We start from the raw sequence: 19,682 nt of genomic DNA on the forward strand, positions 1-19,682 counted from the left end.
TTAAGGGTGTGAACAAACTCCGTACCCTTTTTACCTGTCCTTCTGAACCTTATATTTGCCCTCCTTGCCTGATAGGCCTCGAAATTAGAGCAGGAGGAAAACTCCCTGTATCGCCTCTGTCCTGGAAGCCAGACCTCTATATCATAGGTCTTGGAGGCAGAGAATCCAAGGTCTCCTGTGCAGAGACATACAAGCCTGTAAGGAAGTCCAAGTTTCTTTAAAATCTCCTCAGCATCAGCTGTTAGGGTTTCAAGCTCTTCATAGGAATCCTCTGGTTTGACAAATTTTACAAGCTCAACCTTGTTGAACTGATGCTGTCTTATGAGTCCCCTGATATCCTTACCATATGAACCTGCTTCTTTCCTGAAACAGGGTGTATAGGCAGTGTAATAAATTGGAAGGTCCTCCTCTCTTAAAATCTCTTCTCTATGAATGTTTGTTACAGGAACCTCGGCAGTTGGTATGAGATAGAGTTCAGGGTCAAGTGTTCTGAAAAGTTCTATTTCAAACTTTGGCAGCTGTCCTGTGCCTGTCATGCTCTGGCGATTAACAAGAAGGGGTGGAAATATCTCTATGTATCCCTTTGATGTGTGAGTATCAAGCATGAAATTAATAAGGGCTCTCTCAAGTTTTGCACCGGCTCCTTTCATGATGCTGAATCTTGTCTGGCTTATCTTTGTTGCCCTCTCAAAGTCTATTATCCCAAGTGTTTCCCCTATGTCCCAGTGATTCAGAGGCTCAAAATCAAATTCCCTGGGTTCACCCCACCTTCTTATCTCTACATTATCTGAATCATCTTTGCCGGGAGGAACACTCTCATGTGGCATATTGGGGATATTAAGCAGCAGATTGTTTAATTCTTCTTCTAGGTTTCTGAGGGTCTCCTCCATTTCGGCGATCCTGTCAGATACTGCCTTGGCCTCAGATAATCTGGACTCAATCTCAGGTGAAATGTCCTTCTTTGCTGCTCTGAGCTCTGATATCTCCTTTGAAATTCTGTTTCGTTTCTGCCTCAGTTCTTCAACCTCTCTGAGAAGGGACAATCGCATTGAATCTTTCTCTAGAAAGGAATCAAGAATTTCTGTCCCGTAACCCCTTAGATTAAGGGCAGACCTGACCTTATCAGGATTTTCTCTTATAAATTTTGGATCAAGCATGATATATTAAAATAACAAAAGAATGCTAAAAAGTAAATCTGAGGTGTAAAGCTGGATATTCTTGTTTTCATAAGTGCACTGGTAATTACTACAGGTATTTCCCTGCTTATAACTTATGCATTAACAAGATTTACAGGTCTCAGGAGAATTCCTGAGTTTGAAGATGCGGGTGTGATTTTGAAAGCGATAAAGGAAAGGATTGAAAATGAGGATTTTCCACTTGACATTAAGGATTTAGCAAGGCTCAGAGAATTTCTTAACGAAAGGATATTAACTGAGTTACAGGAATCAGCAAAGGAACTGAACATTCTTTTTATGATAATGAAGAGAGAACTTGTTCCAATGCTGGATACCTCAGGATTAATTGAGAGCTCAGAGGATGAGCTCAGACGTGCCCTTTCCATCGAACAATTTATCATAAAATGTGGGGAGGATAGTCTTTCTGAAGAGGAACTCTTGAAAATACCGTCGGAGAAAGAAAGGCAGGTTTTTATTCTCAGGGATGATGTATTAAAAAGATTCTGCAAAGAATTAAAAGAAAAAAATTCTGTAAAGAGATTTCTGGAGGCCAAGAGGGACTTTTTATCACTAATAGAGAAGCTGGTATCAAAGATAGATGGATAGAAAAAACCATAGGAGAACCCTTAAAGAGATATTCATAAAGCTCTACAGTACCTTTGGTCCCCAGCACTGGTGGCCTGCCGAAACACCCTTTGAGATTGCTATAGGAGCTATCCTTACTCAGAATACGAACTGGCAGAATGTAGAGAGGGCGATCAGAAACATTAAGGAAAGGGGAATTCTTGAACCAGCTAAACTTTATGTTATCAAAACAGATGAGCTTGCTAAACTCATCAGGCCTGCTGGATATTATAATGTCAAGGCTAAAAGGCTTAAAATCTTTGTTGATTTTTTAGTAAGGGAATTTTCCGGTCGGATAGAGAATATGGCTTTAATGGATACAGAGGATATCAGAAAAAGACTCCTTGAGCTTGATGGCATCGGACCGGAAACTGCTGATTCTATTATCCTTTATGCACTGAATAAACCCGTCTTTGTTATTGATGCTTATACAAAGAGGGTGCTTTCCAGGCATGGTATAATTGAAGAAAATGCCTCTTATGAAGAGGTTCAGTCCCTTTTCCATAAAAATCTTGAAAGGGACAGTGCTCTTTATAATGAATATCATGCCCTTTTTGTTAGACTTGGTAAAACCTTCTGTAAAACAAAACCAGTCTGCGAAGGATGTCCTTTAGATGAGCGGAATAATAAAAAGAAAGGTAAAAAAGGCAAAAATTAAAGAGAATACCCTTCATATTGAAGAGGTTGATGACCCCATAGCAGTGGAGAGGGCCTTAAGGATCAGGGTAAATGGAAAGGATGTCCTGAGACTTTACTGTACACCACTCATGGTAAGAGAACTGGTTGTGGGTCTTCTCCTTGGCGAGGATATTATAAGGGGCTCATGGTGTGCTGAAAGGATGGAGATTTTATACGGAGACGAGATAACGGTGAATGTCATTGCAGAGGAAGAGCCTGTTCTTGAGGGTGTAACTATTACATCAGGATGTGTTGGTGGTTTAACCTTTGAAAAAAAGGAGCTGAGACATGTGGGAAGCCAGTCCCTTAGACTTGAACCCTTCAGGCTAAAGGAATTATTCAATGAATTCCAGCTTCGCTCCATACTCTACCGTAGCACTGGATGCATACACAGTGCAGCGCTTTCTGATGGCAAAATACTACTTGCCTTTGCCGAAGATATAGGAAGACATAATGCCATTGACAAGATTATAGGTTATTCTATTCTTGAGAGAATTGAACTTGAGGGCAAGATTATCTTTGCCAGTGGAAGGCTCTCTTCAGAGATGATAACCAAGTGTGCACGATGGTCAGTACCTGTTGTGGTCTCAAGGACAGCGCCAACAACGAGGGCCCTTGATATAGCTGAAAGAACAGGAATGACAGTTGTAGGTTTTATGAGGGCTGATCGTTTTAATGTCTATACCCATCCTGAAAGGATATTATAGTTCCATTATCCTCTTTTTGAGAATCAGTATCTCAAAACTCAGTGCCGCCATTGATGAGATTCTTAAAAGATGGGAAATATTAGCATTAAGCACCGATTCGTTACCGTTGTCAATATAAAGCATTAAGACAATCCTGTCCCTTATGTTAACAGGAATGAGAAGAGCATCCTGTGGTGCTCCACCGAGAAACTTTATAATTCCTTCATTTCCTTTTATTTTCAGCACCGGTCCCCTGTAATAATTTTTTGTTCTTAAAACCTCTGAGAAGATAGAGGTCTCCTCCTCGGGCAATTCAAATCCCTCAATATTCAACCCCTTTGCCTTCCATCCCGTGATCTTCCCATCTTTTATTAAAAAAAGTGCTGCCCTTTCAGCTATTCTCCTTGCTTCATTTAGAAGGATTGCTCCAATCTCGTCTCTGTCTTTCACTCCCGCAAGTGCCTCTTTTATTTTATTTATTGATTCTTCTTTAATCTCATCCTGTTCAGGCCTTTCTCTCTCAGGAATGCTTATGTATCTCAGGTCTCTCTTTATTCCGTAATATTTTTCCATTGCAAACAGAAGTCTCAATTCAGTAATAACATATGGTATGATATCAAATCCTGTTGTGAACCTCAGTTCATCAATAGCTCTCATGTCCTTTGGATTGAGCATTGCTACATGGAGCCTATTTTTGTCCTTTCTGAAGGGTATGATCCTGTATTTTTCTATTGTTTCCTTGTTTAAGCAAGCTGTAACATCTTCTGGCACCGAATTCAATTCTTTTAAAGGTACTGCCGGCAGTCTGAAGTATTTGCTTAAGAACTGTAGAAGTTCATCTTCTTTGATAACGCCAAGTTCTACAAGATTTGTCCCTATTCTGCCACCGAAGATTACCTGTCTTTCTAGGGCCATGTTTAGCTGAGCCGGGGTTATTAGACCTTCCTTTACTAAAGCCTCTCCGAGTTTCATATCTCTATATTGTATTTTTTAAGTCTGTATCTGAAGGACCTGAAAGTGAGACCCAGAAGTCTGGCTGCCTCAACCTTTGTATTCTTTGTAAGTTTAAGGGCTTTCATTATATATTGCTTTTCTATCTCCTCCACGATCCTGTCAAGGTTTATACCTGATGGGGTCAGTTCAGGAATGAGTGGTTTTTCTTTTGCATCTATTATAATCTCAGGAGGCAGGTCTTTTAATTCAATCAGGTCAGAGCTTACTAAAAGGCATAGCCTTTCAATAACATTCTCAAGCTCCCTCACATTACCTCTCCACCTGTAATTCTTTAGTGCCTCCATTGCCTCTTGAGAGATACTTTTCCCGGGATGGTATTTTTTTATAAAATGCTCTATGAGTAAAGGTATATCTTCTCTTCTTTCCCTGAGAGGAGGGATATGGACAGGAATTACATTAAGTCTGTAATAAAGGTCTTCTCTAAATTTTCCTTCTTCCACCTCCTTTTTTATATCCTTATTTGTAGCAGCAATTATTCTAACATCTACCTTTATATCAGAGATTCCGCCAACCCTTCTGAATGTTCCATTTTCTATTACTCTAAGGAGTTTTGCCTGTAGACTGATGGGCATGTCTCCTATCTCATCAAGAAATACTGTACCACCATCGGCAATCTCAAAAAGCCCCTGTTTGTTATAATGGGCATCTGTGAAAGCACCTTTCATATGTCCGAAGAGTTCACTTTCTAGCAACCCCTCTGGAAAGGCTGCACAGTTTATTGCAACAAATTCTTTGCTGGCTCTGGGACTGAGCTTATGAAGGGCATGGGCAAATAGCTCTTTACCCACACCGCTTTCACCTGTGATTAAAACATTTGAACTTGACTGTGCAATCCTTGGAAGGGCCTCCATGAGGGTTTTCATCTTTTCACTGCTGTAAATAATATCTGAAAGTGCCTCGGTTCTTTTAAGACGTTCCTGAAGTGAAAGTCTTGAGACAAATTTCTTTCTCTCAAGAGCTCTCTTTATAACAACTCTGATCTCCTCTATCTTGAATGGTTTTTCTATATAATCATAGGCACCGAGCTTTATTGCCTCAAGGGCTGATTCTGTTGTACCATAGGCCGTTATCATAATAACCACTGTATCAGGAGAGACCTCTTTCACCTTTCTGAGCACCTCAAAACCATCAGCTCTGGGCATCTTAATATCTGTAATTACAAGGTCAAATATATCTTTTTCCAGTGCCTCTATAGCAGCTCTACCATCCCTTACAGAAAGGGTCCGGTAACCCTCCTCCTGAAGAAAGATTTCAAGAACCTCCCTCATTCCCTTTTCATCCTCTGCAATCAATATCTTTGCCCTGTCCTGATTTGTCTGTTTTGTTTTTTCCATGTTATTCACTTTGGTAAAATCACCTCAAAAGTTGTTCCAGGATCATTGTTTCTTACAGATATTTTACCACGATGCTCTTCTATTATCTTATAAGCAATTGAAAGGCCAAGCCCTGAACCATTTTCTTTTGTTGAATAGAAGGGAATGAAAATCTTATCGAGATCCTCTTCTTTTATACCTTCACCTGTATCGGAAAAACTTATTCTTACTGAATCCCTCTCATTGAAGACAGATATGGTAAGACTTCCTCCATCTGGCATCGCCTCTAGGGCATTGTTTCCCAGATTTAAAAATACCTGTTTGAGCTGGGCTTCATCAGCTTTTACTGAAAGGCTATTAGGACCCTCTCTCTGGATTCTGATTTTCTCTGCCATAGGAGAACTTTTAAGCATGATTATAATATCATCAATTAGTTTTATCAGATCAAAGGTTTTCATATCTGGAGGAGCCGGCCTTGTATATAGTAAAAAATCTGTTATTATCTTATTAAGCCTGTCCATCTCCTTAATGGCTATCTCCATCAATCTTCTTTTTTGTTCCTCAGATATCTTATTTTCAAGAAGCATCTCAACAGAACCCTTGAGGGATGCCAGGGGATTCCTAATCTCATGGGCTATGCTTCTTGATAATTCACCAATTGCGGCAAGCTTTTCCCTTCTCTTTGCCTCATCTTCTGCCTTTTTTATATCTGTAAGGTCCTGAAATACACCTATTAACCCCCTCGATAGTGTTGCCTCTTCACCAGATTCAAAACTATTTACTGTTATTCCGATAATCTTTTGGGTTCCTTTAACTTCTATTATGCCCTCTGTCCGGAAACGGAGGTTTGAGGTCAGACCGGAAATTTCATTTTTATTCTCCCTCTCTATAGCTGACTCTCTGTGAAGATAAGGAATGCGGGTCTTGAGAAAAGGAAAGATTTCAGTTATATTTTTCCCAATTACATCTCTTCTATTAAGTCCTGTAATTAGCTCAGCATTGGTATTAAATGCTATTATCCTTCCTGCACTATCAGCTGTAACAATTCCACTCGGTACATTCTCTACGATCAATGTGTTCAGTGTCTTCAGCTCTGTAAGGTCTTTTTCTGTCTTTTCAAGAGTTTTTGATGTCTTCTCCAGCCTGCTTGTGAGATAACCTGCAAGATAGGCGACAAGATAGAGGGCTGAAATGTGAATAAAAATATTATATACAAAGTGGGTTACCTTCAAGGTTGAATCATACTCTAGTGGTATAATCCTGTAAAACTGAAGATCAATCATTACACCATATAGGATGCTAAGTATAGTGGCTATAATAAATCCAGCACCTCTTCCAATAACAATAGCTCCAGCTATTACGTTCAGAACCATCAGAAAACTGAACCAGCTCTCTACTCCTCCTGTCATGAAGATGAGGGCAATAATAAATAGGGCATCAACGACAAGTTGAAAATATGCAAAAAGATAAATTTTTTTGATGTATTTTAAAAGCACAAGATAAACAAGACTTAAAAAGAGCACAGCATAAATAAGATATTTGATTAAATGATGATACTGGAAAGGATGCGGTCCAATTTTAAAAAAGAGATAAGAACCAACCAGCACCGTCGTGATTATTAAACGGAAGAAGATAAGACTTTTAACTTTTGTCACTTTATGAGTGTAATGAGCCTGAATATTGGCAGATACATTGCAATTATAATAAAGCCAACTGTTGTTCCAAGAAATACCATTAACATTGGCTCCATCATGGCAGTAAGGTTTGAAACAGTAGCATCAACCTCATCATCATAAAAATCTGCTATCTTTGAAAGCATCTGGTCAAGGGCACCTGTTGACTCGCCAACTGCTATCATATGGGTAACCATTGGAGGGAAAACCCCAGATTTCATCAGAGGTTCGGCAAGGGTCTTACCTTCTGAAACAGCCTTCCTCACTTCCCTTACAGCGTATTCAATAACCTTGTTACCAGCTGTCTTTGCCGTGATATCAAGTCCGTCAAGAATAGGAACTCCACTCGATACCAACGTGCCGAGTGTCCTTGTGAATTTAGCAACAGCAACCTTTCTAATAAGCACACCAAATATCGGGAGTTTTAAAAAAATAGCATCAGTAATATATTTGCCTTTTTCAGTTCTCCTTAGTCTGGTGAATAATATAGCAGATATTACAAGAATTGCCAGTATAGCGGCACCTCCTGTACCTGCGAGGAAGTTACTTATATTAATAACAATTTTTGTAGGTAATGGAAGCGTTCCTCCAAGCTGGGTGAACATCTTTGCAAATGTTGGAACAACAAATATCATTATAATGGCTACCACTAAAACCGCTACAGTAGTAACAACAGCAGGATATACCATTGCACCCTTAACTTTTTTCTTCAATTTCATGGCCTTTTCCATGTAGGCTGCAAGTCTGTTAAGAATGGTATCAAGAATTCCACCGGCCTCACCGGCAGCAACCATATTTGCATAGAGTTCACTGAATACCCTTGGATGTCTCTTGAGGGCATCAGCAAAGGTTGAACCACCCTCAACATCAGTCTTAATCTGAGCAAGAATACTTCCAAAATATTTATTCTCAGACTGGGTTGAGAGGATATCAAGGGCCTGGACAAGCGGAAGTCCTGCATCAATCATTGTTGCAAACTGTCTTGTAAAGACAACTATATCTTTATCCTTTACCCTTCCTCCGAGTCTCTTTTTCTTAGCCGCCTTTTCAGTTACAAGGGTTGGGGTTATTCTCCTCTGTCTAAGCTTGGCAATAACCTCATCCTTCGATGAGGCAATCATCTCACCCTGTTCCACTATACCCTGGGCATTCTTACCAGCCCATTGAAATACAGTGGCCATAATTTTACCTCCTTACCCCTTGAGGACTGCCAGGAGCCTGTGCTCTCTGTAGCATATTTATCATCTCCTCTGGAACAGGTGATCTTACAAGGGCATCCTCATAGGATATAAGACCTTTCTGGAAAAGCTCAAAAAGTGATTGATTCATTGTTTGCATGCCATACTTTGCCTGACCAGTCTGCATCATTGAATAGATCTGGTGAATCTTATCTTCCCTTATCAGGTTCCTTATAGCAGGGTTTGGAATCAATATCTCTATTGCAAGTACCCTTCCTCCACCTATTTTTTTCGGTATGAGCTGCTGACAGATGATGCCTTCAAGAACAAAGGATAGCTGAACCCTAACCTGTTCCTGCTGATGGGGCGGAAAGACATCGATTATTCTGTTTATTGTCTGAATTGCGGTATTTGTATGCAGTGTGGCAAGGGTTAGATGTCCTGTCTCAGCAACAGTGAGTGCAGCTTCAATAGTCTCAAGATCCCTCATCTCACCTATAAGAACTACATCTGGGTCCTGCCTTAATACATATTTCAGTGCATCCTTAAAAGATTTTGTATCAGCATTTACCTCTCTCTGATTTATAAGGGCCTTTTTATGGGAATGAAGATATTCTATAGGATCTTCGATAGTTATAATATGATCAGCCCTTTCTTCATTTATCTTGTCAATCATTGCTGCAAGTGTGGTGGATTTACCACTACCCGTGGCACCTGTAACAAGAATAAGACCTCTTGGTTTTTTTACAAGTTCATTGATTATGTCAGGAAGTCCAAGTTCTTTAAAGCTCTTTATCTGCCAGGGTATCTGCCTTATTGCTGCTGCAACAGCACCCCTCTGCATAAAGATATTCGCCCTGAAACGACTTAAACCCTTAACTCCAAATGAAAGGTCAAGCTCGAGATGTTCCTCAAATCTGTGCTTCTGGGCATCTGTCAGAATGCTGTAGCATAGTTCCTTTGTATCAGTTGCTGAAAGAGGAGGCATATTTAATGGCACGAGTTTACCGTCAACCCTTATCCTTGGCGGTGAACCTGTTGTTATGTGAAGGTCCGAGGCATTGCTCTTTACCATTAATTCTAGAAGTTCATAGAGAGTGGCCATTCATTATCCTCCAGATATTTAATCACCAAAGGTTACCCTTAATACTTCCTCTATTGTTGTTATTCCCTCTTTTATCTTTGTCAGCCCGCTCATCCTCAAGGTCTTCATTCCAAGTTTTATGGCAGCCTTCTTAAGTTCTCCTGCTGATGCACCTTCAAGTATCAAATCTTTTAATTCATCCTTTATCGGCATCACCTCGTAGAGTGCTATCCTTCCCTTATATCCTTTATTGTTGCATGAGGGACATCCCTTTCCTCTATAAACCTTTATGGAATGAGCTTCTTCCTCAGAAAAGCCGAGCTTTACCAGTGCCTGGGGTGGAACATGTTCTTCGGTCTTGCAATTAGCGCAGATCTTTCTGCAGAGTCTCTGGGCAAGTATCAGTATTACAGAAGAAGATACAAGAAAGGGTTCTATACCCATATTGAGAAGCCTTGTTATTGTGCTTGGTGCATCATTGGTGTGAAGGGTGCTAAGAACAAGATGGCCCGTAAGCGCAGCCTTTACCGCAATCTCTGCAGTCTCAAAATCCCTTATCTCACCGACCATTATTATATCTGGATCCTGTCTGAGAAATGATCTTAAAGCAGCTGCAAATGTAAGACCTATCTCTTCTTTTATCTGTACCTGGTTTATACCCATGAAATTATATTCAACGGGATCCTCTGCTGTCATTATATTAACATCAGGTTTGTTAAGATGATTCAGAGCTGAGTAAAGGGTAGTGGTCTTACCGCTTCCAGTTGGTCCTGTAACGAGAATCATTCCATAAGGTTTGGAGATGGCCTCCATGAAATCATCAAGCTGTTGTTTTTCAAAACCCAGTTTTGTAAGATCTATCTGGAGATTGGATTTATCAAGAAGTCTGAGAACTACCTTTTCTCCAAAAAGGCATGGTAATGTTGATACCCTGAAGTCAATCTCCCTGTCCTTTCCGAGTTTTAATTTTATCCTTCCATCCTGGGGCAGCCTTCTCTCAGCTATATCTAACTTCGACATTATTTTTATTCTTGAGGTGAGGGCACCCTTTATCTTTGTAGGAAGATTCTGCACAGTATACATCACTCCATCAACCCTGTACCTGACCCTCAGATTATTCTCATAGGGTTCGATATGGATATCACTTGCCCTCTGCTGTATCGCATTAATGAGTATGGAATTAGCAAGTTTCACAACAGGAGCATCAACGTCTTTTACGAGCTCTCCCTCTACAATCTCTTCTTCTGTTTCTATTACCTGTATTGCTGCCTCTGCAATCTTCTCCATATCACCGAGTTCCTGAGTGAGATCTTCTATTGTTACTTCAGCTGTAGTTTCGGATTTCTTTATAGTTCCGGCCTGGATCGGTTCCCTCGGTCCCTGGCTCAAAACCAGAGAGGCTCCATAATATTTTGATATTGCCTCCACAATTGCTGACTCACTCGCAACTACAACCTCCACATTATAACCAGTAATGAATTTCACATCATCTATTGCAAATACATTGGTAGGGTCAGCCATTGCTATTGTAAGGTTCGGGCCTACCCTTGTTACCGGTATGATAAGATGTTTCTGGGCTAGGTCTTTTGGAATAAGTTTTATTATATTGGGATCTATCTTGTATTCTGCAAGATTTATTGCAGGCACTCCGTACTGCTTGCTGAGAAAGGAGACTATCTTCTCTTCAGTAACAAATCCAAGTTTTACAAGCTTGCTTCCTATCCTTCCACCTTCCCGCCTCTGGAGGTCAAGGGCCTGTTTCAGCTGCTCTGGTGTTATAAGATTGGCTGCAACAAGCAGTTCACCAAGCTTTGGTGCCATACAAAGAATAACATATTATAAAAGGATATATAATGTCAACTGCATTTTGTAAATCCGCAGCTTCTGCACACAGCGCATCCACCTTCATGCTCTATAGCACCACCGCACTCGGGACAGCTACCGAAGGGTATGCAGTCAGTGTAATCAGAAGCATGGAGGATTGTAAGTTCTGAAGTGCCAAGGGCTTCCATGCCTCTATGCTTCTCTTCGGCGCCCTTATCCTTCTGAATTAATGCCCTGTATTTCTCAATAGCTTTTGCTATAGCATCCGAGCAGCTCAGGATCCTGCCACCGTTGTGCCAGGCAGGCTGATGGCAGGATATACCTTTCAGTTGTTTAATAATCTCCTCTGGAGCGATGTTTGACCTCAGGGCGAGGCTCACAAGTCTTCCTATTGCCTCTGACTGACTTGCAGCACATCCTCCAGCCTTTCCCATATGAGTGAAGACCTCAAAAAGTGAACCATTTTCATCAGCATTAATTGTTACATAAAGATTTCCGCAGCCTGTCTCCATCCTCAGGGTTGCACCTTTTACGAGCTCCGGTCTTTTTCTGGGAATAATCTTCTGACTCTCCTCAGCTTTCTTAGGTGAGGACTTTTCTTTGCTCTCCTTTCCTCCACCTTTTGTAATAACCTGACTTTCCCTTGAGCCATCTCTATAAACAGTAACACCCTTACAGCCAAGCTCATAGGCTAGGAGATAAACCTTTCTTACATCCTCAACTGTAGCAGAGTTAGGAAAATTCACTGTCTTTGATACAGCATTATCCACATACTTCTGGAATGCTGCCTGCATCCTTATGTGATCTTCTGGAGTTATGTCATGGGCTGTAAGGTATATCCGCTTTATATCTTCCGGGATGCTGGAAAAATTCTGTATGCTGCCGGTAACAGATATTGCCTCCATAAGCTTTTCTGACCAGAATCCTCTTTCACGGGCTTCTTTTTCAAAATAAGGATTTACTTCTATAAGCTTTGTTCCATCAAGGACGTTTCTTACAAAAGTAACAGCAAAGAGGGGCTCTATGCCTGGCGAACAGCCTGCAATTATAGAAAGGCTTCCTGTGGGTGCTATTGTAGTAAGGGTAGCATTCCTTAGACGGATCTTTCCATCATAAATACTTCCAGGATAATTGGGGAAAACTCCCCTTTCCTCGGCAAGCATAGAGCTGCATGCCCTAGCCTCTTTATGAATAAATCCCATTACCTTTTCTGCCAGTTCAAGGGCCCGTTTTGAATTGTAGGGTATTCTAAGCTGTATTAACATATCTGCCCAGCCCATTACTCCAAGCCCTATCTTTCTGTTTGCCTTTGTGTTCTGCTCTATCTGGGGAAGAGGATATTTATTTACATCAATCACATTGTCAAGAAAATGCACAGAAAGCCATGTGGTTTCTTTAAGCCTCTGCCAGTCAACCTCGGGTTTGCCATCATTCTTTACGAATTTTGCAAGGTTAATTGAACCGAGATTGCATGACTCATAAGGAAGAAGGGGCTGCTCACCGCAGGGATTTGTGGATTCAATGCTCCCTACATGGGGTGTGGGATTGGTCTGGTTAATTCTGTCAATGAATATTATACCGGGTTCACCATTAAGCCAGGCATGATGGACTATTCTGTCAAAAACCTCTCTTGCCCTTAGTTTCGAGACCACTTTTTTTGTTCTCGGATTTATCAGCTCGTATTCCCTGTCTTCAAGTACAGCCTTCATAAACTCTTCTGTAATAGCAACAGAGATGTTGAAATTTGAAAATCTACCTTCTTTATCCTTACAGGTTATAAACTCCAGGATATCTGGATGGTCAATCCTTAATATTCCCATATTTGCACCCCTGCGGGTACCACCCTGCTTTACAGCCTCTGTTGCTGTATCAAAAACAGTCATAAAACTTACTGGGCCAGAGGATATGCCTTTAGTTGAACCGACAACATCTCCCTTTGGCCTGAGCCTTGAAAAACTGAAACCTGTGCCGCCACCTGTTTTATGAATAATTGCTGCAGCCTTAACAGCATCAAATATACTTTCCATTGAATCCTCAACAGGTATGACAAAACAGGCACTGAGCTGTCCCAGGGGTTTACCTGCATTCATCAGAGTGGGAGAATTAGGAAGAAAAGAAAAGCTCGTCATTAATTTATAAAATCTATATGCAAGCTCCTCCACATCTTCAGGAGATTTTCCATAAAGGAGTTCTGCAGAGGCTATATGTTTTGCAACCCTCCAGAAAAGCTCCTCTGGTGTCTCTACAATCTGACCCTCTTCGTTTCGTGTCAGGTATCTCTTTTCTAGGACTGTAAGGGCATTCTTTGAAAGCTCTACAGAAGATAGAATAGATAAATCCTTATGTAGTGACATACATCCTCCTTGTTTTAATTTTTTTATGAAATGATTTCGTTTTTTTATAGCATATAACCATTATCTTGTCAAATTAAATTTTTTAATAAGATTATTCAATATATAGTGTTAATTATTAAACTTGTATCTATATATTGTAGATTTAAAACTCTTTTAATTAAAATTTCAAAAAACTGTACACTTGACAAAGGATGGTTTTATAAGTTATAAAACACCCATGCCTGGAACATATATGCCGGAGGAATATCTTCCTGTACTGGTATTCATATTGCTGGCATCAGCAACGGCTATTGGAATTCTTATATTTGCCTCATTGCTTAGACCAAGTAGACCCTATCCTGAAAAACTCATGCCCTATGAATCAGGAATTACACCTGTTGGAGAGCCGAGATATAGATTTTCTGTAAGGTTTTACATCATTGCAATGCTCTTTGTTATCTTTGATGTTGAGGCAATCTTCCTTTACCCCTGGGCTATTGTATTTGATCAACTCGGTCTCTTTGCTTTTATTGAAATGGTAATTTTTATTGTAATCCTTCTTGTGGGTTATCTTTATGCCTGGAAAAAGGAGGCTTTCATATGGCAATAATAGTTGATACAGCAGTTGACCTTGTTGAGGTTGAAGAAGGAATAAAGATAATCCCTGGAGCAAATACTATAATCACCACTCTTGATAAAATTATTAACTGGGGCAGGGCATCTTCTCTATGGCCTGTAACATTTGGCCTTGCATGCTGCGCCATTGAAATGATGACCACTGGTTCAAGTCATTACGATGTAGATAGGTTCGGTGTTATATTCAGGGGTTCACCAAGACAGGCAGACTTCATGATTGTTGCTGGCACTGTTACAAAGAAGATGGCTCCTGTTGTAAGAAGGGTTTATGACCAGATGCCTGAACCAAGATATGTTATAGCAATGGGAAGCTGTGCCTGTTCTGGGGGTATTTATAATACTTATTCTGTTGTTCAGGGATGTGATAGCTTTCTTCCAGTGGATGTTTATGTTCCTGGCTGTCCACCAAGGCCAGAGGCCCTTATGCATGGAATTCTTAAGCTTCAGGAAAAGATTAAAAAGGAGCACATGAGATGGAGCCCCTTCAGATAGCAGAAAGGCTTAAAGAAAGATTTCCCTCCGATGTAAAAGAAATAACAGAATTCAGGGAGCAGGTCTCTGTTATTGTTAAAAAGGACAATATAATTGAGCTAATCCGTTTTCTTAAAGAAGAGCCCGATATTCAGATGGATTATCTCAGGGACCTTACAGCAGTGGACTGGCTCGGCAAAAAGATTCCAAGATTTGAGGTTGTCTATCATCTTTATTCAATAAAATTCAGACATATGTTGAGGCTGAAGGCAGAGGTCTCAGAAGATGACCCGGTAATAGACTCAGTTGTTCCTCTTTATGCAGGTGCGAACTGGCATGAGAGAGAATGTTATGACATGTTTGGTATAACCTTCAGGGGGCATCCAGATTTAAGAAGGATCCTTCTTCCGGAAGACTGGGAAGGTTATCCTCTCAGGAAGGATTATCCCCTTCGTGGTCATACTGGAGAAAAGGAGTGGTCAGGTTTTAAAGAGGTTCTCAAGATAGCTCAGAAAAACAGGAAATATGACTGGTATGGAGAACAAAAATGAATGCCGAGATTAATGAACTGAAAGAAGATATTCAAACAGGTCTTAGAACAAAGGAACTCATTCTCAGCATGGGACCCCAGCATCCATCTACCCATGGTGTGCTGAGACTTGTACTTGAGCTTGATGGTGAGACAGTTGTTAAATGCACACCCTATGTGGGTTATCTTCACAGGGGTACTGAGAAATTATGTGAACACAGAACCTATCTGAATGCCCTTCCTCTAAGTGACAGGCTTGATTATATAGTATCCATGTCAAACAATGTGGGTTATGTGCTTGCTGTTGAAAGACTATTTGGAATAGAAGCACCGCCCAGGGCAAAATACATAAGAACCATAGTTGCTGAGATGGCAAGGATTTCAGGTCATATCTTATGGATAGCAACCCATGCCCTTGACCTTGGAGCAATGACAGTATTTTCTTTATTCCTTTAGAGAAAGGGAATGGATACTTGACCTCTTTGAACATCTCTGCGGTGCAAGGCTCACAACAAGTTATCCACGGATTGGTGGTGTTAGAAATGATGTTACAGAGGAATTTCTTGATAGCCTCTATCAGTTTACAGAGGAGTTTCCTTCAAGGATAGATGAATACGAGACACTCATTGACCAGAACAGGATATGGCTCCAGAGGACAAAGGGTATAGGAGTTATTTCTGCTCAGGAGGCAATAAACTGGGGTCTTACAGGTCCTGTGCTCAGAGGTTCAGGAGTACCCTATGATGTGAGGAAATTCGCTCCCTATGACGCCTATCCATGGGTGGATTTTGAGGTACCGGTAGGAAAGAATGGAGATGTCTATGATCGTTATAAAGTCAGGATGCAGGAGCTGAGACAGTCAAACAGGATAATTAAACAATGTATAGAAAAAATGCCGAAGGGCCCTATAATGGCACCTGATGCACCTAAGTTTACCCTTCCACCAAAAGAAAGGATTATGTTAGATATGGAATCCCTTATTCACCATTTTGTCCTAATAACAAAGGGGCCAATAGCTGCTCCAGAAGGTGAAATTTATTCAGCCATAGAGGCTCCAAAGGGAGAGCTCGGATTTTATATTGTAAGCGATGGCACGGGTAAGCCCTATAGACTGAGGCTCAGATCACCTTCTTTTGTACATGCATCGGTGCTTCCAAGGCTCTGTGAGGGCCATCTTGTTGCTGATGTGATTGCAAATATTGGAACAATTGATATTGTTCTTGGAGAATGCGATAGATAATTATATAATATAAACCTGAAGCTCTAGGCATTATCTTGAGTTTCTTAAAAATACAGAGTTATAAAAGAAACAATCTCTGCAGGTAATTTTAAACCTTAATGTTTAAAGCCTCCTTTAAGAAAAAAATCAGAAAAAAATAATCTCTCCATAAAAAGTTCTTTATCCTGCAAAAATATAACTCCTGTAATGCACATAATGAAGTATATAAAGAAAGAGATGGTTATATCTCTGATCAGGGTAATATTACAGGTAACAGGTCTCGGTCCTTTTTTATTAGATAGGTGAGCTTTTTACTGAATGTATATTTGGCATAAAGAAAGATAGATATTATAAATAAGCTTCCTCCGGACTAAGGATGTCTTTCAAATGAAAACAGGAAGATATCTCATGAATACCATTGATTGACTTCGTATCACCTTAGAAAACAAGATGGTTACTGGGTATATCAATCCATTACATTCTATTGAGGATATATGAAGAGAGAGATAGTTCTGTTTCATTTCCTATCAAAAAATCAGTATTGAATATATTATAAAAGGCACTATAAGACAAAAGACCTTTCATAAAGGGATAAATTTAATACCTGAAGACTAAAAAGAGCCTGAAAATAACAGTTGAAAAATCCCCCTTGCTTTCTGCTACAATTAGCAGGTATTCTAAAGCCCTGAGTTTAATCCTTTAGAGGGGCTACTATAGAATGGTACACCGGTCAGAAAATTTTCTGACCGCTGTTCTCATCCATAAAAAGGAGGAAGGAATTATGTTATCCTTCATCAATGAGCCTGCTGTAACAAACCTTGTTCTTATTTTTCTGAAATCCATAATACTTGTTTCTGTTGCCATGTTTCATGTTGCCTATGCAACCTATTTTGAAAGAAAGGTCATAGGCCATATGCAGGTAAGGATGGGACCCATGAGGGTAGGACCTCATGGACTGTTACAGCCCGTTGCTGATATGGTAAAGCTCCTTTTTAAGGAAGATATTATTCCGCAGCAGGCTGACAGAACAGTATTTTATTTTGCACCGGTTATAGCATTTGTGGCTGCTATAAGCTCTCTCTCTGTGATTCCTTTTTATACAGACTGGTATGTGGCAAATATAAATATCGGGCTTCTATTTATACTTGCAATGTCTTCCCTGGGTGCCTATGGCATTGTTATGGCAGGATGGGCATCAAATTCAAAATATGCCTTTCTTGGAGGCCTGAGGTCATCTGCACAGGTCTTGAGCTACGAGATCGCCATGGGGTTGAGTCTTGTAGGAGTAATGATAATGGCAGGTTCTTTAAATCTAAAAGAAATAGTAGAGGCTCAGGCTAAACTACCCTATGGCATGTTTGCCATTCCCCAGATACTTGGTCTCTTTGTATTTCTTGTAGCAGCCTTTGCAGAGACAAACAGGGCACCCTTTGACCTTCCAGAGGCTGAAAGCGAACTTGTTGCTGGATATTTTGCAGAATACTCAGGTTTCAGATTTGCCCTCTTTTATGCTGGTGAGTATGTTGCAATGATAGTTATGTCTTCTCTGCTTACAGTATGCTATTTCGGAGGATGGACATTACCTCCTCTGCTTTTAAATGTCTTTCCTTTTCTGGAATTCATACCTGGTATAGTATGGTTTGTTCTGAAGGTTTATTTCTTTATCTTTCTCTATTACTGGATAAGGGCAACACTTCCAAGATACAGGTATGATCAGCTAATGTCAATAGGATGGAAGCTTCTGATCCCTCTGAGCCTTTTAAATATCTTTATAACTGGCACTCTGAAGTTACTCAAAGTCTTTTAGGAGGATTTTATGCATGTTAAAGAAATTATTAAAAAGGTCTTATTCATAGAGATCATTAAAGGCATGGCTCTCACCCTTAGCAGGCTTTTTATTAAACCTGTAACAAGACAGTACCCTGAGGAAAAAAGACCAGCCCTTCCAGGTTTCAGAGGACTGCATGCTCTTCCAAGAAGACCCGATGGTACTGCCAGGTGTGTTGGTTGCGGACTCTGTGCAGCAGTCTGTCCAGCAGAATGTATACATGTTTATACAACAGAAGGTCCTGAACACCAGAAGATTGTTGTTGGATATGAGATAGAGGTTTTAAGGTGTGTTTACTGTGCCCTCTGTGTTGAGGCCTGCCCCTTTCAGGCAGTTGTCCTTACAGAGCACTATGAATATTCAAACTATTCACGGGATGATTTTTACATGACCATGGACAGACTTCTTGAAAACTGGGATAAATATATGGCATCAAAAGGAGAGGAGTACTTTAAAAAATTCTGGCATCCTATTGAGAATGATTTCAGGGAATATGAAGGTCAGCCTGTCTTTGATCCTGAGAGATATAAGAAGAGAAAGGGGAAAATAAGGGATATAAGAGGAGAATGGCTGATTTATAAAGGAAACGGGAGGAAGTAATGATTCAGATATTTTTTGCCTACCTCGCCATAGCAATAATCGGTTTATCAATCTTTATAATTACAAGAAAGAATCCTGTACACAGTGTCCTGGGAATGCTCTTTATGTTTATCCATGTGGGCGCACTTTATCTTTTTCTCAATGCCGAATTCCTTGCTGCTGTACAGGTGATAGTTTATGCTGGTGCAATACTTGTTCTTTTCCTCTTTGCAATAATGATATTGAATATAAAAGAGGAATTGAAGACAGAGCTTTTTATAGGTTCATGGGTAATGGCAATACCTGTTACAGCAGGACTTGCGATAATGCTGTTACTTGGCCTAAGGACCATTAAACCAGGATATACAGGATCTCATTCAATTGAGTATATAAAAACAATGACCCATACAAAGGCCTTTGGTAAGGAACTCTTCATGAATTATCTTCTACCATTTGAGTTAGTATCGATAATTCTCCTTGTTGCAATAGTAGGAGCTATAGTGCTTTCAAAGAAGAGGTTATAGGAGGTTATAGATGGTTGAATTGAAATGGTACATATGGCTGAGCCTCGCAGTCTTTACAATAGGTATGCTTGGCTTCCTTACAAGGAGGAATATCATCCTAATATTCATGTCCATCGAACTTATGCTAAATGCAGTGAATATCAACCTTGTTGCCATTAGCCATTACATGCAGGATATTCGTGGACAGGTACTTACCCTCTTTGTTATTGCTGTGGCTGCTGCAGAGGCTGCTGTAGGTCTTGCAATACTGATCGCCCTTTTCAGAACAAAGGCAGCTGGCCATATTGATCAGGCCACTGAACTCAAGGGATAGG

At 40.3% G+C, this 19,682-nt stretch carries 19 protein-coding genes and 1 pseudogene; 12 read left to right on the forward strand and 8 right to left on the reverse strand.

From position 1 onward, the window contains the following. Positions 1 to 1,157, reverse strand: a 1,157-nt coding sequence (gene serS / locus N2257_00985; protein ID MCX7792972.1) for a serine--tRNA ligase, incomplete at its 3' end; no start/stop codon positions are given. Between the two features lie 177 nt (positions 1,158 to 1,334). On the opposite strand from serS, the gene N2257_00990 reads away from it, so the two are divergent. From N2257_00990 to fdhD, 3 genes are read left to right on the forward strand one after another with little or no spacing between them, the layout of a single operon-like run. Further along, a complete protein-coding gene (locus N2257_00990) occupies positions 1,335 to 1,781 on the forward strand; it encodes a hypothetical protein (protein ID MCX7792973.1) in 447 nt (148 codons plus the stop codon). After that, complete coding sequence (locus N2257_00995) at positions 1,774 to 2,457, forward strand: endonuclease III domain-containing protein (protein MCX7792974.1); 684 nt, start codon at positions 1,774 to 1,776, stop codon at positions 2,455 to 2,457. Before N2257_00990 ends, N2257_00995 begins: the two co-directional genes overlap by 8 nt. Further along, the gene (gene fdhD / locus N2257_01000) at positions 2,414 to 3,184 is read left to right on the forward strand and encodes a formate dehydrogenase accessory sulfurtransferase FdhD (protein MCX7792975.1); all 771 of its coding nucleotides are present in this window, start codon (positions 2,414 to 2,416) and stop codon (positions 3,182 to 3,184) included. Before N2257_00995 ends, fdhD begins: the two co-directional genes overlap by 44 nt. Here the strand turns inward: fdhD and N2257_01005 are convergent. From N2257_01005 to N2257_01035, 7 genes are read right to left on the reverse strand one after another with little or no spacing between them, the layout of a single operon-like run. Beyond that, complete coding sequence (locus N2257_01005; protein MCX7792976.1) at positions 3,179 to 4,135, reverse strand: hypothetical protein; 957 nt, start codon at positions 4,133 to 4,135, stop codon at positions 3,179 to 3,181. The two genes, fdhD and N2257_01005, sit on opposite strands and share 6 nt — an antisense overlap. After that, the gene (locus N2257_01010) at positions 4,132 to 5,511 is read right to left on the reverse strand and encodes a sigma-54 dependent transcriptional regulator (protein MCX7792977.1); all 1,380 of its coding nucleotides are present in this window, start codon (positions 5,509 to 5,511) and stop codon (positions 4,132 to 4,134) included. Before N2257_01010 ends, N2257_01005 begins: the two co-directional genes overlap by 4 nt. A 5-nt stretch (positions 5,512 to 5,516) precedes the next feature. Further along, on the reverse strand, positions 5,517 to 7,145 hold the full coding sequence (locus N2257_01015) for an ATP-binding protein (GenBank protein MCX7792978.1): 1,629 nt from the start codon (positions 7,143 to 7,145) through the stop codon (positions 5,517 to 5,519). Next, positions 7,142 to 8,344 carry a type II secretion system F family protein gene (locus N2257_01020; GenBank protein ID MCX7792979.1) on the reverse strand — a complete coding sequence of 401 codons (1,203 nt, stop codon included), beginning with the start codon at positions 8,342 to 8,344 and terminating at the stop codon, positions 7,142 to 7,144. The genes N2257_01015 and N2257_01020 overlap by 4 nt, the downstream gene beginning before the upstream one ends. A 4-nt stretch (positions 8,345 to 8,348) precedes the next feature. Continuing rightward, entirely contained in the window at positions 8,349 to 9,446 is a 1,098-nt protein-coding gene (locus tag N2257_01025; GenBank protein MCX7792980.1) for a type IV pilus twitching motility protein PilT, read from the reverse strand. A gap of 18 nt (positions 9,447 to 9,464) precedes the next feature. Beyond that, entirely contained in the window at positions 9,465 to 11,246 is a 1,782-nt protein-coding gene (gene pilB, locus N2257_01030; protein MCX7792981.1) for a type IV-A pilus assembly ATPase PilB, read from the reverse strand. Between the two features lie 35 nt (positions 11,247 to 11,281). Continuing rightward, on the reverse strand, positions 11,282 to 13,603 hold the full coding sequence (locus N2257_01035; protein ID MCX7792982.1) for a vitamin B12-dependent ribonucleotide reductase: 2,322 nt from the start codon (positions 13,601 to 13,603) through the stop codon (positions 11,282 to 11,284). Between the two features lie 313 nt (positions 13,604 to 13,916). On the opposite strand from N2257_01035, the pseudogene N2257_01040 reads away from it, so the two are divergent. The 9 genes and pseudogenes from N2257_01040 (at position 13,917) to nuoK (ending at position 19,681) form a co-directional block, all read left to right on the forward strand. Then, positions 13,917 to 14,192: pseudogene (locus N2257_01040) on the forward strand (NADH-quinone oxidoreductase subunit A). Further along, positions 14,183 to 14,710, forward strand: coding sequence for an NADH-quinone oxidoreductase subunit B (locus N2257_01045; protein ID MCX7792983.1), 528 nt, complete (start codon positions 14,183 to 14,185; stop codon positions 14,708 to 14,710). The pseudogene N2257_01040 and the gene N2257_01045 overlap by 10 nt, the downstream one beginning before the upstream one ends. Then, on the forward strand, positions 14,692 to 15,240 hold the full coding sequence (locus N2257_01050) for an NADH-quinone oxidoreductase subunit C (protein ID MCX7792984.1): 549 nt from the start codon (positions 14,692 to 14,694) through the stop codon (positions 15,238 to 15,240). Before N2257_01045 ends, N2257_01050 begins: the two co-directional genes overlap by 19 nt. Then, complete coding sequence (locus N2257_01055; GenBank protein ID MCX7792985.1) at positions 15,237 to 15,674, forward strand: hypothetical protein; 438 nt, start codon at positions 15,237 to 15,239, stop codon at positions 15,672 to 15,674. The genes N2257_01050 and N2257_01055 overlap by 4 nt, the downstream gene beginning before the upstream one ends. Before the next feature lie 13 nt (positions 15,675 to 15,687). Then, positions 15,688 to 16,458, forward strand: a complete 771-nt coding sequence (locus N2257_01060; GenBank protein MCX7792986.1) for a hypothetical protein — start codon at positions 15,688 to 15,690, stop codon at positions 16,456 to 16,458. 760 nt (positions 16,459 to 17,218) lie between these two features. After that, positions 17,219 to 18,244, forward strand: coding sequence for an NADH-quinone oxidoreductase subunit NuoH (gene nuoH, locus N2257_01065; protein ID MCX7792987.1), 1,026 nt, complete (start codon positions 17,219 to 17,221; stop codon positions 18,242 to 18,244). 9 nt (positions 18,245 to 18,253) lie between these two features. After that, entirely contained in the window at positions 18,254 to 18,865 is a 612-nt protein-coding gene (gene nuoI / locus N2257_01070; protein MCX7792988.1) for an NADH-quinone oxidoreductase subunit NuoI, read from the forward strand. After that, positions 18,865 to 19,368, forward strand: a complete 504-nt coding sequence (locus N2257_01075; protein ID MCX7792989.1) for an NADH-quinone oxidoreductase subunit J — start codon at positions 18,865 to 18,867, stop codon at positions 19,366 to 19,368. Before nuoI ends, N2257_01075 begins: the two co-directional genes overlap by 1 nt. 10 nt (positions 19,369 to 19,378) lie before the next feature. Next, positions 19,379 to 19,681, forward strand: coding sequence for an NADH-quinone oxidoreductase subunit NuoK (gene nuoK / locus N2257_01080; GenBank protein MCX7792990.1), 303 nt, complete (start codon positions 19,379 to 19,381; stop codon positions 19,679 to 19,681). Position 19,682 lies beyond the last annotated feature (1 nt).

The sequence above is a fragment of the Thermodesulfovibrionales bacterium genome, assembly GCA_026417875.1.
GTDB lineage: Bacteria > Nitrospirota > Thermodesulfovibrionia > Thermodesulfovibrionales > CALJEL01 > CALJEL01.

Bases quoted from the DNA above. Each gene is read 5' to 3' on its own strand.
- N2257_00995 (MCX7792974.1), top strand. From the start codon at position 1,774: ATGGATAGAAAAAACCATAGGAGAACCCTTAAAGAGATATTCATAAAG.
- fdhD (MCX7792975.1), top strand. From the start codon at position 2,414: ATGAGCGGAATAATAAAAAGAAAGGTAAAAAAGGCAAAAATTAAAGAG.
- N2257_01005 (MCX7792976.1), bottom strand. From the start codon at position 4,135: ATGAAACTCGGAGAGGCTTTAGTAAAGGAAGGTCTAATAACCCCGGCT.
- N2257_01010 (MCX7792977.1), bottom strand. From the start codon at position 5,511: ATGGAAAAAACAAAACAGACAAATCAGGACAGGGCAAAGATATTGATT.
- N2257_01020 (MCX7792979.1), bottom strand. From the start codon at position 8,344: ATGGCCACTGTATTTCAATGGGCTGGTAAGAATGCCCAGGGTATAGTG.
- N2257_01025 (MCX7792980.1), bottom strand. From the start codon at position 9,446: ATGGCCACTCTCTATGAACTTCTAGAATTAATGGTAAAGAGCAATGCC.
- pilB (MCX7792981.1), bottom strand. From the start codon at position 11,246: ATGGCACCAAAGCTTGGTGAACTGCTTGTTGCAGCCAATCTTATAACA.
- N2257_01035 (MCX7792982.1), bottom strand. From the start codon at position 13,603: ATGTCACTACATAAGGATTTATCTATTCTATCTTCTGTAGAGCTTTCA.
- N2257_01045 (MCX7792983.1), top strand. From the start codon at position 14,183: ATGGCAATAATAGTTGATACAGCAGTTGACCTTGTTGAGGTTGAAGAA.
- N2257_01050 (MCX7792984.1), top strand. From the start codon at position 14,692: ATGGAGCCCCTTCAGATAGCAGAAAGGCTTAAAGAAAGATTTCCCTCC.
- N2257_01055 (MCX7792985.1), top strand. From the start codon at position 15,237: ATGAATGCCGAGATTAATGAACTGAAAGAAGATATTCAAACAGGTCTT.
- nuoH (MCX7792987.1), top strand. From the start codon at position 17,219: ATGTTATCCTTCATCAATGAGCCTGCTGTAACAAACCTTGTTCTTATT.
- nuoI (MCX7792988.1), top strand. From the start codon at position 18,254: ATGCATGTTAAAGAAATTATTAAAAAGGTCTTATTCATAGAGATCATT.
- N2257_01075 (MCX7792989.1), top strand. From the start codon at position 18,865: ATGATTCAGATATTTTTTGCCTACCTCGCCATAGCAATAATCGGTTTA.
- nuoK (MCX7792990.1), top strand. From the start codon at position 19,379: ATGGTTGAATTGAAATGGTACATATGGCTGAGCCTCGCAGTCTTTACA.